Source organism: Streptomyces sp. A0958, assembly GCF_004795035.1.
Lineage (GTDB): Bacteria > Actinomycetota > Actinomycetes > Streptomycetales > Streptomycetaceae > Streptomyces.
On record NZ_SSBK01000013.1, the window covers coordinates 89,934 to 106,930 of the forward strand.

At 71.9% G+C, this 16,997-nt stretch carries 12 protein-coding genes; 6 read left to right on the forward strand and 6 right to left on the reverse strand.

Features of this window, described 5'->3' with window-relative positions; genetic code table 11:
- Positions 1 to 57 precede the first annotated feature (57 nt).
- The 3 genes from E6P78_RS15735 to E6P78_RS15745 form a co-directional block, all read right to left on the reverse strand.
- A complete protein-coding gene (locus tag E6P78_RS15735) occupies positions 58 to 1,029 on the reverse strand; it encodes a carbohydrate ABC transporter permease (protein ID WP_136204213.1) in 972 nt (323 codons plus the stop codon).
- On the reverse strand, positions 1,026 to 2,141 hold the full coding sequence (locus E6P78_RS15740; RefSeq protein WP_136204214.1) for an ABC transporter permease subunit: 1,116 nt from the start codon (positions 2,139 to 2,141) through the stop codon (positions 1,026 to 1,028). Before E6P78_RS15740 ends, E6P78_RS15735 begins: the two co-directional genes overlap by 4 nt.
- 100 nt (positions 2,142 to 2,241) lie before the next feature.
- Positions 2,242 to 3,849, reverse strand: a complete 1,608-nt coding sequence (locus E6P78_RS15745; RefSeq protein ID WP_136204283.1) for an extracellular solute-binding protein — start codon at positions 3,847 to 3,849, stop codon at positions 2,242 to 2,244.
- A gap of 523 nt (positions 3,850 to 4,372) precedes the next feature.
- Here E6P78_RS15745 and E6P78_RS15750 point away from each other — a divergent pair.
- The 6 genes from E6P78_RS15750 (at position 4,373) to E6P78_RS15775 (ending at position 13,078) form a co-directional block, all read left to right on the forward strand.
- On the forward strand, positions 4,373 to 7,237 hold the full coding sequence (locus tag E6P78_RS15750) for a glycoside hydrolase family 3 C-terminal domain-containing protein (protein ID WP_136204215.1): 2,865 nt from the start codon (positions 4,373 to 4,375) through the stop codon (positions 7,235 to 7,237).
- Positions 7,238 to 7,298: 61 nt separating this feature from the next.
- Positions 7,299 to 9,578 (forward strand): alpha-xylosidase, encoded by a 2,280-nt coding sequence (gene yicI, locus E6P78_RS15755; protein WP_136204216.1) that lies wholly within the window; start codon positions 7,299 to 7,301, stop codon positions 9,576 to 9,578.
- Positions 9,579 to 9,734: 156 nt separating this feature from the next.
- Positions 9,735 to 10,304: a TetR/AcrR family transcriptional regulator gene (locus E6P78_RS15760; protein ID WP_136204217.1), complete on the forward strand. Its 570-nt coding sequence runs from the start codon at positions 9,735 to 9,737 to the stop codon at positions 10,302 to 10,304.
- 52 nt (positions 10,305 to 10,356) lie between these two features.
- On the forward strand, positions 10,357 to 11,541 hold the full coding sequence (locus E6P78_RS15765) for an SGNH/GDSL hydrolase family protein (protein ID WP_136204218.1): 1,185 nt from the start codon (positions 10,357 to 10,359) through the stop codon (positions 11,539 to 11,541).
- A gap of 68 nt (positions 11,542 to 11,609) precedes the next feature.
- Positions 11,610 to 12,347 carry a GNAT family protein gene (locus tag E6P78_RS15770; protein ID WP_136204219.1) on the forward strand — a complete coding sequence of 246 codons (738 nt, stop codon included), beginning with the start codon at positions 11,610 to 11,612 and terminating at the stop codon, positions 12,345 to 12,347.
- 62 nt (positions 12,348 to 12,409) lie between these two features.
- A complete protein-coding gene (locus E6P78_RS15775) occupies positions 12,410 to 13,078 on the forward strand; it encodes a ThuA domain-containing protein (protein ID WP_136204220.1) in 669 nt (222 codons plus the stop codon).
- A gap of 61 nt (positions 13,079 to 13,139) precedes the next feature.
- Here the strand turns inward: E6P78_RS15775 and E6P78_RS15780 are convergent, their stop codons facing one another.
- The 3 genes from E6P78_RS15780 to xylB all read right to left on the reverse strand — a co-directional run bounded on the left by E6P78_RS15780 (position 13,140) and on the right by xylB (position 16,846).
- Entirely contained in the window at positions 13,140 to 13,973 is an 834-nt protein-coding gene (locus E6P78_RS15780) for a hypothetical protein (protein WP_136204221.1), read from the reverse strand.
- A complete protein-coding gene (locus E6P78_RS15785) occupies positions 13,973 to 15,238 on the reverse strand; it encodes a VWA domain-containing protein (protein ID WP_168712633.1) in 1,266 nt (421 codons plus the stop codon). Before E6P78_RS15785 ends, E6P78_RS15780 begins: the two co-directional genes overlap by 1 nt.
- A gap of 117 nt (positions 15,239 to 15,355) precedes the next feature.
- On the reverse strand, positions 15,356 to 16,846 hold the full coding sequence (gene xylB, locus E6P78_RS15790) for a xylulokinase (protein ID WP_136204222.1): 1,491 nt from the start codon (positions 16,844 to 16,846) through the stop codon (positions 15,356 to 15,358).
- Between the last annotated feature and the right edge of the window lie 151 nt (positions 16,847 to 16,997).

Here is a 16,997-nt window from a genome sequence, read left to right on the forward strand (position 1 = left end):
TGTCGGACACCTTCCGGACAGGGGGAGAGGGGGAAAGGGCGGCGGCCGGGCGGCGGTTCAGCCCTTCACGGCGCCGGTGAGCATGCCCTTCTGGAAGTGCTTCTGGACGAACGGCGACAGCACCGCGACCGGGATCAGCGCGAGGATCATGACCGCCATCTGCACGGAGAGGCTGTTGATCGCCCCGCTGCTGACGGCCGCGCCCATGGCACCCGGCGGCACCTGGTGCTGGAGGACCAGCTGACGCAGGATCATCTGGAGCGGGTACTTGTCACTGTCCTGGATGTAGAGCATGGCGTTGAACCACTGGCTCCAGTAGCCGACCGCGTAGAACAGCGAGATCACGGCGATCACCGCACGCGACAGCGGCATGATGATCTGGAGCAGGATGCGCCACTCGCCGGCCCCGTCGATGCGGGCCGCGTCGATCAGTTCGGGCGCGGTGTCCATGAAGAAGCCGCGCAGGACGAGCACGTTGAAGACGCTGATCGCGCTGGGCAGGATCATCGACCAGTAGCTGTCGCTCAGCCCGATGCCGGTGACCAGCAGATACGTCGGGATGAGCCCGGCGCCGAAGAACATGGTCGCCATCAGCGTCATCAGCAGCGGGCGGTGCGCGTAGGAGTCGCGGCGGCTCAGCCCGTACGCGCACAGGACCGAGACGATCATGCTGACGGCCGTACCGACGACGGTGAGGCCCACGCTCACGGCGGCCGCACGGGTCACCGCGCCCCCGCTCAGCAGCTCCTTGTACGCGACGAAGGTGATGTGCTTGGGCCAGACGACCAGGCCGCCCGCGTCGTTGATGGTCTTGGTGTCGGAGAGGCTGGTGACCAGCACCACCCAGATCGGGATGATGATGACCGCACAGATCGCGACGAGGCCGAAGCCCTTGAAGGCGAGTCCCGCCTTGGTCGGCTCCTCCTCCCACACCGGGCGCGGTTCGATGCGCAGGGCGCGCTGGAGCGGAGTCTCCGTACGGGGCGCGGGGGCTGCCGGGTCCTTCTCGTGGTCCAGGAGAGTTGTCATTTCTTGGAGTACACCCCCTGCTCGCCCAGCATGTGGGCGACCTTGTTGGCACCCAGCACCATGGCGACGCTGAACAGTCCCTTGAAGATGCCGGCGGCGGCCGCGTAGCCGAAGTCACCGGTCTTGATGCCCGTCCACCAGATGTAGGTGTCCAGGATTTCCGATGCGCCGGCGCCCACCTGGTCGCGCTGGAGCAGGATCTGCTCGAAGTCCAGGTTGAGCGCGCTGCCCACCCGCAGGACGAGCAGCAGGGCGATGACCGGGCGCAGCGCGGGCAGTGTGACATGCCACATGCGGCGCCAGCGGCCCGCCCCGTCGACGGCCGCGGCCTCGTACAGATCGGTGTTGACGGCGGCGAGCGCCGCCAGGAAGACGATCACGCCCCAGCCGGCGTCCTTCCACACGGCCTGCGCGCTGACCAGGAACTTGAAGAAGCCCGGGTTGGTCATCAGGTCGAAGCCCTCGTGACCGTGTTCGCGCAGCCACTGGGCGACCAGTCCCGCGCCGCCGAACATCTGCTGGAACACGGTGACGACGAGCACCCAGGAGAAGAAGTGCGGCAGATAGACGACCGCCTGCACCCAGGCCCGGACCCGGGTGCTCATGATCGTGTTGAGAAGCAGGGCGATGGCGATCGGAATGGGGAAGAACAGGACGAGCTGGGTGACGAAGATGACCAGCGTGTTGATCAGGACTTCCCAGAAGCGGTAGTCCTCGAAGATCCGGGTGAAGTTGTCGAACCCGACGAAGGGGCTGCCGGTGATGCCCAGGTCGTACACGTCGTAGTCCTGGAAGGCCACGATGTTCCCGAGCAGCGGGATGTAGTTGAAGACCAGCAGCAGCGCGATGGCCGGCATCGTCATCAGGATCAGGGTGCGGTCGCGCCGCAGCCGCTGTCGCCAGGTGATGCCGCCTGCCTGCGGGCCGGAGTTCTTCCGTCCGCCGCCCTTGTCCGTACGGGATCTGCGGACACCGCCCGCCCGTGCCCTGCCCTTTCGAACGCCGCTCGTGTCCCTGCCGTCACCGTCCCCGACGCCGCTCCCGCCGGCCGGGGCGCTCGCCCCGTCGGCGGTGCGGTCCGGGACGGCCGCGACCGTGGCCCGTGACTTCACCTTGTGCTCCCCATGTCGTGCTCCTGACCCCGGCCGCCGGGCGTCGTGCGCCCGGCGGCCCTTTCGCTCTCGTACGTACGATCGGTGCGCGTCGTACGCGTCAGTTGCCGGAGCCGTTCTTGTCGAGAATGTCCTGGTACCAGTCGCGCAGCTTGTCGCCGCCGCTCTTCTTCCAGGTGTTCACCGCGTCGTCGACGTCGTTGACCTTCTTGCGGCCGCGGCGGATGTCCTTCTGGAGGTCGTCGAACGGCGTGTACAGGGAGGCGTAGCGCTGCGGTTCGACGACCTGCATGCCGAAGAAGAGGGGCTTCTTGACGTTCGGCGCCTGGCGCGCCATCCAGCCGGCGTAGTCCTTGGCCAGCTGCGGCTGGTCGGGGTAGGCGATGGAGGTGGGCGGCGAGGCGACGAACAGGAAGGTGGAGGGCTGGGCCTCCTCGACACCCTGCGGGGTGTAGGTCGGGGACCCGTCCTTGATCGTGTAGTGGGTGCCCTTCACGCCGTAGTTGGTGAGCATGAACTCCTCGGTGCCGTACGGCGCGGCCGCGTAGTCGGCGATCGCGAGGAACTCCTCGATCTTCGCCTTGGACAGCTTCTTGCTGAGGAAGGTGAAGATGCCCGCCGGGTCGTCCTGCCACAGCACCGGCTTGCCGCCGTCGTGGTTGAAGAAGTCGAGTGCCTGCATGTCGAACTTCGGGCTGGCGGAGGCCTGTTCGGTGACCATGCCCTTCCAGCCGCCGGTGCCGTCGTTGTACATGACCACGTGGCCGCTGGTGAAGCGGATCTTGGCGTCGGCGTCCTTGTTGGCCTCGGCGTCCGGGTGGACGTAGCCGCCGTCGTGGAGCTTGCGGGCGAAGGCGAGCGCCTCGCGGTACTCCTTCGTCTCGATCTTGTGGACCAGCTTGCCGTTCTCCAGCTGCCAGTAGTGCGGTGCGTCGGGCAGCAGGCCGAATATCTTCTGGATGCAGGTCCACAGGTCGTCGAAGGCCCACACCTTCTTCTTGGCTGCGGTGTACTCCTTACCGAAGGCCAGCAGGTCGTCCGCGCTCGCCGGTACGGCGCCGGAGCCGATGAGGTCCTTGCGGTAGAAGATCGCGTTGCCGATGATCGGCGTCGGCATGGGCAGGCCGCGCAGCTTGCCGCCGAAGACCGAGTACTGCCAGGCGCCGGTCGGGATGTTCGCCAGGTTCGGGTACCTCTTGACGGCGTCGCCCGCCAGGTACGGAGAGAGGTCCGCGAACTTGGCGGTGATCGCGTTGCGGATCTGCCCCTGCATGTTCCAGCCGGGGATGGTCATGACGTCCGGGATGTCCGAGCCGGCGAGGACCGCGCCGATCTTGTCCTGGTAGGTGTTGCCGTCCTGCGGGTCGAAGTTGAGCGTCGCGCCGAGCGCCTTGTTCACGGCCGTGTAGTACGGGTTGTTCTTCTTCGGGACGGTGCCCCACAGCGGGGTCATGACGCGGAACTCCGAGCCCTTGCCCGGGACCGACTTGACCGAGACCACCAGCGGGTCCGGCAGCTTGGTGAAGCCGGGGCTCGAACCGTTGACGCCGGCGACATCGGGCTCGACCAGGTTCAGCGGGGCGTAGCTCGGCACGACCTTCTTCAGGGCCTTGCCCGTGGTCGTGCCCTCCTTGCTCCCGGAACCGGAGCCGGAGCCGCCGCACGCGGCGAGCAACGGCACCCCGCCGGCCACGGCGACGGCCGCCACCGCGCCCGTGGCGAGGAAGCTTCTCCGGCTCGGGGCCGTGGAGGAGGGGGAGGAATTCGGCGTCATTGCGTCAACCCTTCGAGGCGCACCAGGACGACACGCGGCGGGGCGACCGCCGTTCGGTTCCTGTGTCTGAGGTGGGGCGTTGCTGGCTGAGCCGGTGTCACCGGCCCCAGGTGAAGCGGTTCAACAGGGAGGCGGCAGAACGTGTCGCCGTCCCGGAAAATCAAGGGCGCCGGGCGCCCCATCGAAGCTCCGTCGAAGCGCTTCGATGTTGCAGCGAGGTTAAGTGAAGGGCCTGTGTGGCACAAGGCTTCGTTTCCAGATTCCTCCGACCCGTTTCCGAACCGTTTCGTGATGCGGTGGAGGCGTGCCGGAAGCGGAGGTCGGCCACGGGCCCTTGACACGTATGGGGTCGGCCGATGAGCATCGAAGCGCTTCGAATGATTCTTCGAGGCCCCCGGGGAGCCCCCACGAGGCGCCGGCACCGGAAAACCTCCCACCTTTCAAGAAGGACTCGCACGTGACGGAACAACCGCAGCCCTTCCGCGACCCGCAGCTGCCCTTCGCCAAGCGCGTCGACGATCTGCTCCAGCGGCTCACCCCGGACGAGCGGATCGCGATGCTGCACCAGTTCGCCCCGGCGGTCGACCGGCTCGGGCTCGGCGCCTTCCGCACCGGCCAGGAGGCCCTGCACGGCGTCGCCTGGATGGGCCCGGCGACGGTCTTCCCGCAGGCCGTGGGGCTCGGCGCCACCTGGAACGACGAACTGGTGCGCCGGGTCGGCGAGGCGGTCGGCAACGAGGTCCGCGCCAAGCGCGCCCAGGACGACCGGGTCGGGCTCAACGTCTGGGCCCCCACCGTGAACCTCCTGCGCCACCCGCTGTGGGGGCGCGGCGAGGAGGGGTACTCGGAGGACGCCGGTCTCACCTCCGCCATCGCGGTCGCCTACACCCGGGGACTGCGCGGCGACCACCCGTACTACTGGCGGACCGCCCCGGTCCTCAAGCACTGGCTCGCCCACAACAACGAGACGGACCGCGACACCTCGTCCTCCTCGGTCAGCCCGAGGGTCCTGCACGAATACGACCTCAAGGCGTTCCGCGACGCCGTGCGGGCGGGCGCGGTGGCCGGTGTGATGCCCTCCTACAACCTGGTCAACGGGCGCCCCAACCACGTCTCGCCGCTGCTCTCGCGCCACCTGCGCGCCTGGACCGAACAGCCCCTGGTCGTCTGCTCGGACGCCGGCGCACCCACCAACCTCGTGGACAGCGAGCACTACTTCGACACCCACGAGGAGGCGACGGCCGCCTCCCTGCGCGCCGGCGTCGACAGCTTCACCGACCACGGCCAGGACTCCGCCGTCATGACCGGCCGCATCAAGGGCGCCCTGGAACGCGGACTGCTCGACGAGCACGACATCGACACCGCCGTCCGGCGCCTGCTCCACATGCGCTTCGCACTCGGCGAGTTCGACCCCGCGCTCGACCCGTACGCGGACACCGCGGACTTCGACACCGAGGAGCACCGGGCGCTCGCCCTGGAGGCCGCCGAGCAGGCCGTCGTCCTCCTCAAGAACGACGGGCTGCTGCCGCTCGACCCCGCCGCCGGGAAGACGGTCGCCGTCGTCGGGCTCCTCGCGGACGACTGCAAGCTCGACTGGTACAGCGGCACCCTGATCCACCGCTCGACCCCGCTCGACGGACTGCGGACGCGCTTCGGCGCCGACCGCGTCGTCCACGCCGAGGGCGCCGACCTGGTCCGGATCAAGTGCGCGGACGGCTGGCTGCGGGTTCCCTCGGCGGACGCCGGTCAGGAAGAGGTGCGCGGCGCGGAGGGCGCCCTCGACCCGGCGCTGCTCGCGGGCCGCACCGACCTTCCCCCGCTGACCTGCGGCGACACCCCGTCCGAGCTGGCGCTCGTGGACTGGGGCAACGGCGTGATCACCCTGCGGGAACCGGCCGGCCGCTATCTGTCCGTCGCCGAGGACGGTTACGTACGCGCCTCCGCGGACGAGCCGGGCGGCTGGGTCGTCCAGGAGACCTTCCGGTGGGAAGCGGTGGAAGGCCATGCCGGCGGTCACCGCCTTCTGCACATCGGAACGGGTGGGTATGTCTCTGTCGCCGCCGACGGCGTAAAGGTTGCCGCCCCGGGCGAAAATGTTTCCGGGGCCGCCGGGACCGTCTTCGAGACCGAGGTGACCGAGCGCGGCGAGGACGCCGTCGCCCGCGCCGCCGCCGAGGCCGACACCGTGATCGTGGTGGCAGGCAACGACCCGCACATCAACGGCCGCGAGACCGAGGACCGCACCACCCTCGCCCTGCCCGCCCAGCAGGAACGCCTCTGGCGCGCCGCCCACGCCGCCAACCCGCGTACCGTCCTGGCGGTCACCTCCCCCTACCCGTACGCCCTCACCGACGCCGCCGCCACCCTGCCCGCGCTGCTGTGGACCGCGCACGGCGGCCAGGCCGCCGGCACCGCGCTCGCCCGTGTCCTGGCGGGCTACGTCTCCCCGGCCGGCCGGCTCCCGCAGACCTGGTACACCTCCGACGCCGAACTGCCCGAGCTGCTGGACTACGACGTCATCGGCTCACGGCAGACCTACCTCTACTACAAGGGCGCCCCGCTCTACCCGTTCGGCCACGGCCTCACGTACAGCGAGTTCGCCTACAGCGCCCTGACCGCCGAACGCGAGGGCGACCTGCTGCACATCTGGCTCACCGTCACCAACACGGGCGCCGTCGCCTCGGACGAGGTCGCCCAGCTGTACGTACGGGCCGTCGCCCCGTCCGTCGCCCGGCCGCTGCGCCAGCTGGCCGGTCACCGCCGGCTGCACCTGGCACCCGGCGCGGCGGAGCGCGTCGCCTTCACCGTGGCGGTCGACGAACTCGGCCACTGGGACGTGGCGCACGGCCGCTGGACCGTCGAGCCCGGCGCGTACGAGATCCAGGCGGGCGCCTCCAGCGCGGACATCCGGATCGTCACCGTCCTCACCGTCGACGGCGAGCCGGCCGGGCCGCGCCCGGTCCTGGCCCGCGGTCTCGAGGCGGCCGACTACGACGAGCAGCTGGCCACCGAGATCGTCGACCGGGCCAAGACGGACGGCGACGCGGTCACCGCCACCGCCGAGGCCAACGAACTCCTCTACCGATGCTGCGACTTCGCGGTCGGCACGAGCGGCGTCGAGGTCTCCGCCTCGGGGGAGGGGGCCGTCCTGATCACCGTCGACGGCACCACGGTCACCGTCACGGTCCCGGCCACCGAAGGACCGTACGACTACCGCACCCTGCGGGCCGGACTGAACGCCTCCGGCGTCGGCGACCTGCGGATCACCCTGCGCGGCACCGTACGCCTGGCCCGGCTCGCCTTCACCGGGCGCGGCGAGTGAACCGCACCGCCGCGCACCCCTGTCCTCCTCCCCCTCCAGTTGCCCCCGGCAAGGAGTCCGCATGAAGTTCACCGACGGCTTCTGGCTCATGCGTGAGGGCGTACGCGCCTCCTACGCGACCGAGATCCGCGATCTGCGCGTCAGCGCCGACCAGTTCACCGCGTACGCCGCAGTCAAACGGGTCGCCGCCCGCGGCGACACCCTCAACACCCCGCTCATCACCGTCGACTGCTTCTCCCCGGCCGAGGGGATCATCGGCGTCCGCACCACCCACCACGCCGGCAAGGCCCGCCGGGGCCCCGACTTCGCCCTCCCCGGACTCGACCCGGCGGCCGCCGGTGCCCGCACCCGGCAGGACGGGACGGTCACCGAACTCACCAGCGGGCCGCTGACGTTGCGTATGGACGGCGAGGGCCCCTGGGGTCTGACCTTCCTCGACGCCGACGGCCGCCGCCTGACCGGGGTCGACGCCAAGGGCACCGCCTTCGCCACCACCCCCGAAGGCGCCCACCACATGATCGCCCAACTCGCCCTGGGAGTCGGCGAGAACATCTACGGGCTCGGCGAGCGCTTCACCCCGTACGTCAAGAACGGCCAGAGCGTGGACATCTGGCAGGCCGACGGCGGCACCAGCAGCGAACTCGCCTACAAGAACATCCCGTTCTACCTCTCCTCGCGCGGCTACGGCGTCTTCGTCAACCACCCCGGCAAGGTCTCCTTCGAGGTCGGCTCGGAGTCGGTCGGGCAGGTGCAGTTCAGCGTCGAGGACCAGTCGCTGGAGTTCTACATCGTCGCCGGGCCGACCCCGAAGGATGTGCTGGCCCGCTACACCGCGCTCACCGGCCGTCCCGCCCTGCCCCCGGCCTGGTCCTTCGGCCTGTGGCTGACGACGTCCTTCTGCACCTCGTACGACGAGGCGACCGTCACCTCGTTCGTGGACGGCATGGCCGAGCGCGACATCCCGCTCTCCGTCTTCCACTTCGACTGCTTCTGGATGCGCGAGTACCAGTGGTCGGACTTCCTGTGGGACCCGGACGTCTTCCCCGATCCCGAAGGCATGCTGGCCCGGCTCAAGGAACGCGGGCTGCGGATCAGCATGTGGATCAACCCGTACATCGCCCAGAAGTCCGCACTGTTCGCGGAGGGCGCCGAACTCGGCCACCTGGTCCTGCGCCCCAACGGCGACGTGTGGCAGTGGGACCTGTGGCAGCCCGGCATGGCCCTGGTCGACTTCACCAGCCCGGCCGCGCGCGAGTGGTACACCGGCAAGCTCCGGACCCTGCTCGACCAGGGCGTCGACTGCTTCAAGACCGACTTCGGGGAGCGCGTCCCCACCGACGTCGTCTGGCACGACGGCTCCGACCCCGAGCGGATGCACAACTACTACGCGCAGATCTACAACAAGACGGTCTTCGAACTCCTGGAGAAGGAGCGCGGCCACGGCGAGGCCGTCCTCTTCGCCCGCTCCGCCACCGCGGGCGGCCAGCAGTTCCCCGTCCACTGGGGCGGCGACTGCTTCGCCTCGTTCACGGCGATGGCCGAGTCCCTGCGCGGCGGACTCTCGCTGAGCCTGTCCGGGTTCGGTTTCTGGAGCCACGACATCGGCGGCTTCGAGGGCACCCCCGACCCGGCGGTCTTCAAGCGCTGGCTCGCCTTCGGCCTGCTCTCCTCGCACAGCCGGCTGCACGGCAACGTCTCCTACCGGGTGCCGTGGGAGTTCGGCGAGGAGGCGGTGGACGTCGCCCGGAAGTTCACCCTGCTCAAGCACCGGCTGATGCCCTACCTGTACGGGGCCGCGGCCACCGCCCACCGCACGGGCGTGCCGATGATGCGCCCCATGCTGCTGGAGTTCCCCGGCGATCCGGCCACCCGGACGCTGGACCGGCAGTACATGCTCGGCCCCGACCTGCTGGTCGCGCCGGTCTTCACGGAGGACGGCCAGGTCGAGTACTACGTCCCCGAGGGTGCCTGGACCCACCTGCTGACCGGCGAGACGATCACCGGTCCCGTCTGGCGCCAGGAGACGCACGGCTTCGACAGCCTGCCCGTCCTCGTGCGCCCCGGCGCGGTCCTGCCCTGGGGCGGCGACGACCAGCGCCCCGACGGCGACTGGCTCGACGGACTCACCCTGCGCGTATTCGGCGACGGCCCCGAGGGCGACGGCGCCTCCGTAGACGTGCCGGACCTGACCGGTGCGACCGCCGCCACCTTCCGGGTGGTGCGGGACGGCGACACCCTGACCGCCGCCTCCGAGCGGATCGACCGCCCCTACCGCGTGGTCGCCGAGGCGACGGGAGCCACGGGGGAGGGGACGGGCACGGTGACGGTGCACGGCGTCTGAGCGCAGGCGCGGCGGCGGCGGAGGCCCCGGCCCCCGCCGCCGCGCCTCGAAGTGACGCGCCATGGAGTCCGCCGAACGCTTGCCTTGGGTGCTTCCGAATTTGCCTAAAAGCTTTAGGCAAGCGCATGATGGCCGTCACCGGACGAGGAGGCGACCATGGCGCGTGCGGGCCTGACCGCGGACCGCCTGACCAGGGCGGGAGCCGAGCTGGCCGACGAGGTCGGCTTCGAGCAGGTCACCGTGTCGGCGCTCGCCCGGCGGTTCGACGTCAAGGTCGCGAGCCTGTACTCGCACCTGAAGAACTCCCAGGACCTCCGGACCAGGATCGCCCTCCTCGCCCTGGAGGAGCTTGCCGACCGGGGCGCCGCCGCGCTGGCGGGCAGGGCGGGCAAGGACGCCCTGAGCGCCTTCGCCGACGTGTACCGCGACTACGCCCGTGAGCACCCCGGCCGTTACGCGGCGGCCCAGACGAAGCTGGACCCCGAAGCCGCGGCGGCCAGCGCGGGCGGCCGGCACGCGCGGATGACCCGGGCGATCCTGCGCGGCTACGACCTGAGCGAACCGGACCAGACGCACGCCGTCCGGCTGCTGGGCAGCGTCTTCCACGGCTACGTCAGCCTGGAGGCACAGGGCGGCTTCAGCCACAGCGCCCCCGACTCGCAGGAGTCCTGGTCCCGGGTCCTCGACGCCCTCGACGCCCTCCTCCGGAACTGGCCCGCCCCCTGACCGCCCCGCGCGCGCCCCGGACACCCAGCCCCCAGCGACAGCAGGTGGAGACATGAGCCCCGACCCCGCACCCCTCCCCATCACCACACCCGTCACCACCGGCCTCCTGCGCGGAGCGCTCGACGTGGAGCGCACCGACATCGGCCTGCTCCCGCACCGACTGCCCGCCCGCGCCCGCGCCCAGGCCCCGGACGGGCAGATCGCCCTGGCCGAGGCACAGCCCTCCGGCGTACGACTGGTCTTCCGGACCCGGGCCACCGCCATCGAGCTGGAGGCGCGGCGCACCCGTACCGCCTACCAGGGCGTCCCGCCCAGGCCCGACGGGGTGTACGACCTGCTCGTGGACGGGAAGCTCGCCGCACGGGGCTCGGCGAGCGGCGGCAACGTGCTCGACGTCGACATGACCACCGGCTCCACCGAGTTCCGCTCCGGGCCGGTGGGAACCCTGCGGTTCGACGGGCTCGCCGGCCACGAGAAGGACGTGGAGCTCTGGCTCCCGTACAACGAGCGGACCGAACTTGTCGCCCTGCGCACCGACGCGCCCGTCACACCGGCGGCGGATACGGGGCGCAAGGTGTGGCTGCACCACGGCAGTTCGATCAGCCACGGCTCCGACGCCGCGAGCCCGACGACCACCTGGCCGGCCCGTGCCGCCCTGCTCGGCGGTGTGGAGCTGGTCAACCTCGGCCTGGGCGGCAGCGCCCTGCTCGACCCGTTCACCGCCCGCGCGATGCGCGACACACCCGCGGACCTCATCAGCGTCAAGATCGGCATCAACATCGTCAACGCCGACGTGATGCGGCTGCGCGCCTTCGTCCCGGCGGTGCACGGCTTCCTCGACACCCTCCGCGAGGGCCACCCGGACACCCCGCTCCTGGTGATCTCGCCCGTGCTCTGCCCCATCCACGAGGACACACCCGGACCCAGCGTCCCCGACTTCGGCCGCCTCGGTGAGGGCAGGGTCCGGTTCGCGGCGGCCGGAGACCCCGAGGAGCGGGCCGCCGGGAAGCTGACGCTCGCCGTCATCCGCGACGAACTGGCCGCCCTGGTGGAGCGACGGGCCGCCGACGACCCGCGGCTGCGCTACCTCGACGGCCGCGAGCTGTACGGCGAGGCGGACGCGGACGAACTCCCCCTGCCCGACGCGCTCCACCCGGACGCCTCCACCCATCTGCGCATGGGTGACCGCTTCGCCCGACTGGCGTTCGGGGCGGACGGTCCGTTCGCCGCCGCGTGATCCACGGGGCCGGGCCCCGGCCCCGTGGATCAGTACAGGGCGCAATGTGTCCGTGAGAGGATTCGGCCATGGACGACGATGCGTTGATGGCCGGGGCCCGCCGACTGTGGGAGACGCTGGCCGGGGTGCCCGTCTCGTTCGCCCCGGCCGGCGGCCCGGTCGTCGTCACGGCCCCCGCGTCGGCTCTGGCACCGCCCTCCTGGGTGGGCGCGGTGCTGCTGGGCGACGCCGCCCTTGTCACGGTGCCCACCGACGCGGTGGCGCGGGAGGTGCGCCGCGCGCTGGAGGGTGTGCCGGCCCGTTCGCTGACCGAACCCTCGGTGCTGACCAGGGTGTTGCCGGTCGCCGAGGTACTGGGACCCGCGACGCTCGCCTATCTGTCCGCCGACGCCTTCCTGCCGTACGAGCCGCCCGGCGTCACCGTCGAGCACCTGCCCGCGCACCACGCCGCTCTCCTGCGGCTGCTCGCTTCGGTGAGCGAGGAGGACGCGGGGGAGTGCGGGATCGACGAGATCACTTCCCCGGCCTTCGTCGTACGGGACGCGGGTGCGGTCGTCGCGGCGGCGGGCTACCGGGACTGGCCCGGCGGGACGGCCCACCTGTGCGTCCTGACCGCTCCGCGCGCCCGGGGGAGGGGCCTTGCCCGCGTGGTGGCCTCCGCCGCGACCGCGCACGCCCTCACGGCGGGCCGTCTGCCCCAGTGGCGGGCGCGTCCGGAAGCGTCGCGCCGGGTGGCGAGGGCGCTCGGCTTTCGCGAGCTGGGCAGCCAGCTGAGCGTGCGGCCGGGCGGCGCCGCGGGCTCCTGACCGAGGAGACCGTGCGGGTCCGGGATCATGGGCATCCCGTCCCCGCGTTCCTGGAGCGACCGATGCCACTGCCGTACAGCCCGTCCCGGATTCTCGTCTTCACCCGCACCACGGACTACCGTCACGACTCGATCCCCGAGGGCGTCGCCGCGTTCCGGGCCCTCGGCGCGGAGCACGGGTTCACGGTGGACGCGACGGAGGACCCCTCAGTGTTCGAGGAGGGGTTGCACGGCTACGCGGCGGTGGTCTTCCTCTCCACGAGCGGGGAGGTCCTGACTCCCGCCGGGCGTGCCGGGCTCCGGGCGTACTGCGCGGCGGGCGGCGGTTTCATGGGGGTGCACGCGGCGGCCTGTACGGAGTACGACTGGCCGTTCTACGGGGAGCTGTTGGGCGCGCGGTTCGACCGCCACCCCGCCTTCCAGCCGGGCACCCTCGTCATCGAGGACCAGGACCACCCGGCCACCGCCCACCTGGGTGCCACCTGGGACTTCACCGACGAGTGGTACGAGTTCCGGGACAGCCCGCGCGGCCGGGTGCACGTACTCGCCTCCGTCGACGCCGCCTCCTACGAGGGCGGTGCGGGGGGCGACCACCCTCTCGTGTGGACCCGTGAACACGGCGGGGCGCGGGTCTTCTACACGGCGCTGGGGCACGCGGCCGAGGCGTACGCCGACCCGGACTTCCTCACGCACCTCCTGGGCGGGCTGCGCAATGTGATGCCGACGCCGTGACGCGCCGGCATCCGCCGGTCCGGCCCGTATGCCACGGGCCGGACCGGCGGACGGCCTGCCGTCAGACGCCCGGCGGCACCCGCGACGGGCGGCCGTTGCCGCGCGTCAGGGAGTAGCCGAAGACGGCCATGAGCGCGGCGAGGACCCCGCCGCCCGCCGTCCACAGCCAGCGGCTGGTCCACCAGCCGGAGGACCAGCCGTCCTCGGGCTCACCGGCGAGGGCGGCCGGTGCGGCGGAGGCGTCCGTGTCGTCCGAGGCCTGCTCGGCCGACGACACCCCGGGCACCAGCGGCTTCGACAGGCTGCCGTCGACGTCGGCGGACCCGCCCTGGTCCTTGGAGGTGACCCGGACCTCGGTGTGCACCGGCAGGCCGAGGTCGGCGGAGGCCAGGCCGACGACCGTGAGGCGGACGTAATAGCTGCCCGGCAGCGGGTCGTTGGCCCACGGCTCGGCCAGGGCCCGGACGGTGCGCAGCACACAGGTCAGCTCGACCGAAGCGGCGTCCGCCCCGGCCCTGCCGGTCTGCTTGCCGTACATGCAGGCCTGCCGGCGGCGCAGCCCGTCGTACACGTCGACCTGCCACGTCTGCGCCCCGTGCCGGGTGGCGCTCTCGGGCAGGGTCACCTTGGCCGTGACCGTGGCGCGCTGCCCGGCGTCGGCCGGGAAGACCCAGTACAGGTAGTCGCCGGTGGAGGCCCCGGCGGTGGCGGTCTCGTCCTGCTGGAGCGCCGTGGCGGTGCGGAAGGTGGTGCCCGCCTCGGTGGGGCCGGAGCCGTCACCGGACGCGCTCGGGCTCGGGCTCGCCGAGTCGTCGGCCGCGGCGGCCCCCGCCCCGGTCAGCAGGGCCAGGCCGGTCAGCAGCGCGCCCGCGAGCACGCGTCTCGTACGGGACATCAGTTGGTCCTCCAGACAGCGAAGCGCCAGCGCGAGATCCAGCCGATGAGCAGGCCCGCGACCAGCCCGGTCAGGGCGAGCGCGCCAAGCAGCCACCAGCCGTGGCCCAAGCCGAACGCCGCGACGTCGGACGCCTCGTCGGGGCCGTCCACCAGGTCGATGGTCAGTTCGATCGGCATGCCGGGGGTGGTCTTCACCGAGGCAGGGGCCGAGAAGGAGTTGCTGACCTGGAGGCAGACGGTCTCCGCGGTCGACTCGTCGTCGTCCAGCTCGGCCTTCGGGTAGCGCAGCCCGGACGAGATGGCGTCGGTGCGCCCGGTACCGGACTCGGAGCCGCGCACGATCTCGCGGCCGTGCACGGTGACCGCGCGCAGCAGCGTCCCGTAGTCGTTGTTGACGGCGCGGTCGGCGAAGACGCTGACGGAGGCGCGCAGTTCCTGGCCGGGGAGCACGTCGACCCGGTACCAGCGGTGCTCGGCGAACTTCTCGCGGTCGGTGTAGAGGCCCGGCTTCAGCTCGGGGGCGTCCGTGCAGCTGTCGGCGCCCTTGGTGGCGACCGGGGTGACGACGGGCTCCGCGGCCCGGTCCACCAACTGCTTCACGCGACCGGAGAGTTCGTCGGTGTGCTGGACGGCGGTGTACGTGCCGCCGGTGGCCTCGGCGATGCAGGTCAGCTGCTGGCGGATCTTCGCGTTCGGCACCAGGCCGAGGGTGTCGATGACCAGGTGGATGCCGCGCGCCGCGATGTCGCGGGCGACCTCGCACGGGTCGAGCGGGCCGCAGGTGTCCTCGCCGTCACTGATCAGCACGATCCGGCGGGTGGAGTCGCCGCCGTCCAGGTCGTCGGCCGCGCCCAGCAGGGCGGGGCCGATCGGGGTCCAGCCGGTGGGGGCCAGCGTGGCGACGGCGGTCTTCGCCTCGGTGCGGTCCAGCGGGCCCACCGGATAGAGCTGCTTGGTGTCCTTGCAGCCCACCTTCCGGTCGTCGCCCGGGTAGTCGGCACCGAGGGTGCGGATGCCGAGCTGCACCTGCTCGGGCACTGCGTCCAGGACCTCGTTGAACGCCTGCTTCGCCGCCGTCATCCGGGACTGGCCGTCGATGTCCCGGGTCCGCATGGAGCCGCTGACGTCGAGCACCAGCTCGACCTTGGGGGAGGCTTTGGTGGGGGTTTCATCGGCCGACGCGGGGAGCGCCGAGCCGAGCCCGGCGGTCAGGGTGGCGAGCAGGATGCCCACCCCGACCGTCAGCCTTCTTCTTATGATCATCGCCGGATAGTAGTGAACATCAGTTCGCTATCCAAAACGGCTGGTTGGGGACGCTCGCGACGGCCGGCCGGGGCCGCCCGCGCGGACGCCGGAAGCGCGGCGACCCCTGACAGCCGGTCAGCCGGTGCGGTCCCCGCCCAGCAGCGGCCCCGACGCCCGTTCCAGCACGGAACCGATCCGCTCCCAGGCCGTCAGATCCCTTTCCACGGCCTCCAGGAGCAGGTCCGCGCCGGTGTCCCAGCCGGCGGCGACGGCGACCGGGTCCGCACCCGTGGCCGCCGACGCGGCCAGCGCCGCCGCACCCAGGGCGACCAGTTCGCCGGCGCCCGGCACGGTCACCGGCCGCCCGGACAGGCGCCGTACGGTCTCCACCCACATGCGCCCCTGGGCGCCGCCGCCGATCAGCCGCAGCGGCCGGTCCGCCACCTCGGGGTCGGCCGGGTCGAGTCCGCAGGCGCGCAGCAGCTCGTCGAGCGCCCGCAGCACGGTGACCACCGCGCCCTCGTAGGCGGCGCCGAGCAGCTGCTGCGGGGTGGTGTCGTGCCGCAGTCCGGTGAGGAGACCGGCGGCGGTCGGCAGGTCCGGGGTGCGCTCGCCGTCCAGATAGGGGAGGAGAACGGCCTCGCCGCCGGGCACCGCGTCATCGCGGTCCAGGCCGAGCAGGGCGGCGACCTTGTCCACGGCGAGCGTGCAGTTGAGGGTGCAGGCCAGCGGCAGATACGTACCGTCCGCCGCCGCGAACCCCGACAGCGCGGATGACGCCGGCCTGGTCCGGGAGGCGGCGAAGACCGTGCCCGAGGTGCCCAGGCTCAGGACCGGGTGGTCGAGGAGCCCCGCGCCGCCGAGGCCGAGACCGACGGCGGCGCTCATGTTGTCCCCGGTGCCCGCGGCGACGGCGATCCCGGCGGGCAGCCCGAGCGCCTCGGCGGCCGCCTCCGTCAGCGAACCGGCCCGGGCCCCGCCGCTCGGGGCCACCTCGGGCAGCAGCTCCGGGTCGAGGCCGAGCAGCGCGAGCAGCTCGGGGTCGTAGGCGTCGGTCGCCGTGGAGTACCAGCAGGTGCCCGACGCGTCGCCGGGGTCGGTGACGGCCCGGCCCGACAGCCGCTCGGTCAGGAAGTCGTGGGGGAGGCGGATCGCGGCCGCCGCGGCGGCGGTCTCCGGCTCGTTCTCCCGCAGCCACTGCCACTTCGACGCGGTCATCGCGGCCACCGGGACCGACCCGGTGCGCGCGGTCCAGGCGTCGGCGCCGCCGAGCGCGGCGGTGAGGGCCGCGGCCTGCGGGGCGGATCGGGTGTCGTTCCACAGCAGGGCCGGGCGCAGCGGGCGGCCCTCGCCGTCGAGGACGACCAGGCCGTGCTGTTGTCCGGCGACCGCGATCCCCGCGATGTCCGTGGCCGCGACGCCACACTCCTTCAGCCCGGCGGCGACCGCGTCGCGCAGGGCCTGCCACCACACCTCGGGGTCGCTCTCGCGCGCCCCGCCCTCGCCGGTGACGACGTGCGGAGCGCGGCCGACGGCGAGCAGCCGGCCGGTGGCGGTGTCGACGAACGCCGCCTTGGTGGACTGGGTGGAGCTGTCCACACCGATGACGACGGTATGCGGCGGCATGGCTGACCTCATTCGCTGGCTCGTGGGTTCCCGGACCGCGGAGAACCGGGCCGCAGGGCAGGTGATCGTGTATTTGATCGTACGGAAAACAAATTACGTGATCGAACCCGCCCGGAACAGGGGCTGTTCCGGTTTTCCGGCGAGCGGCGCG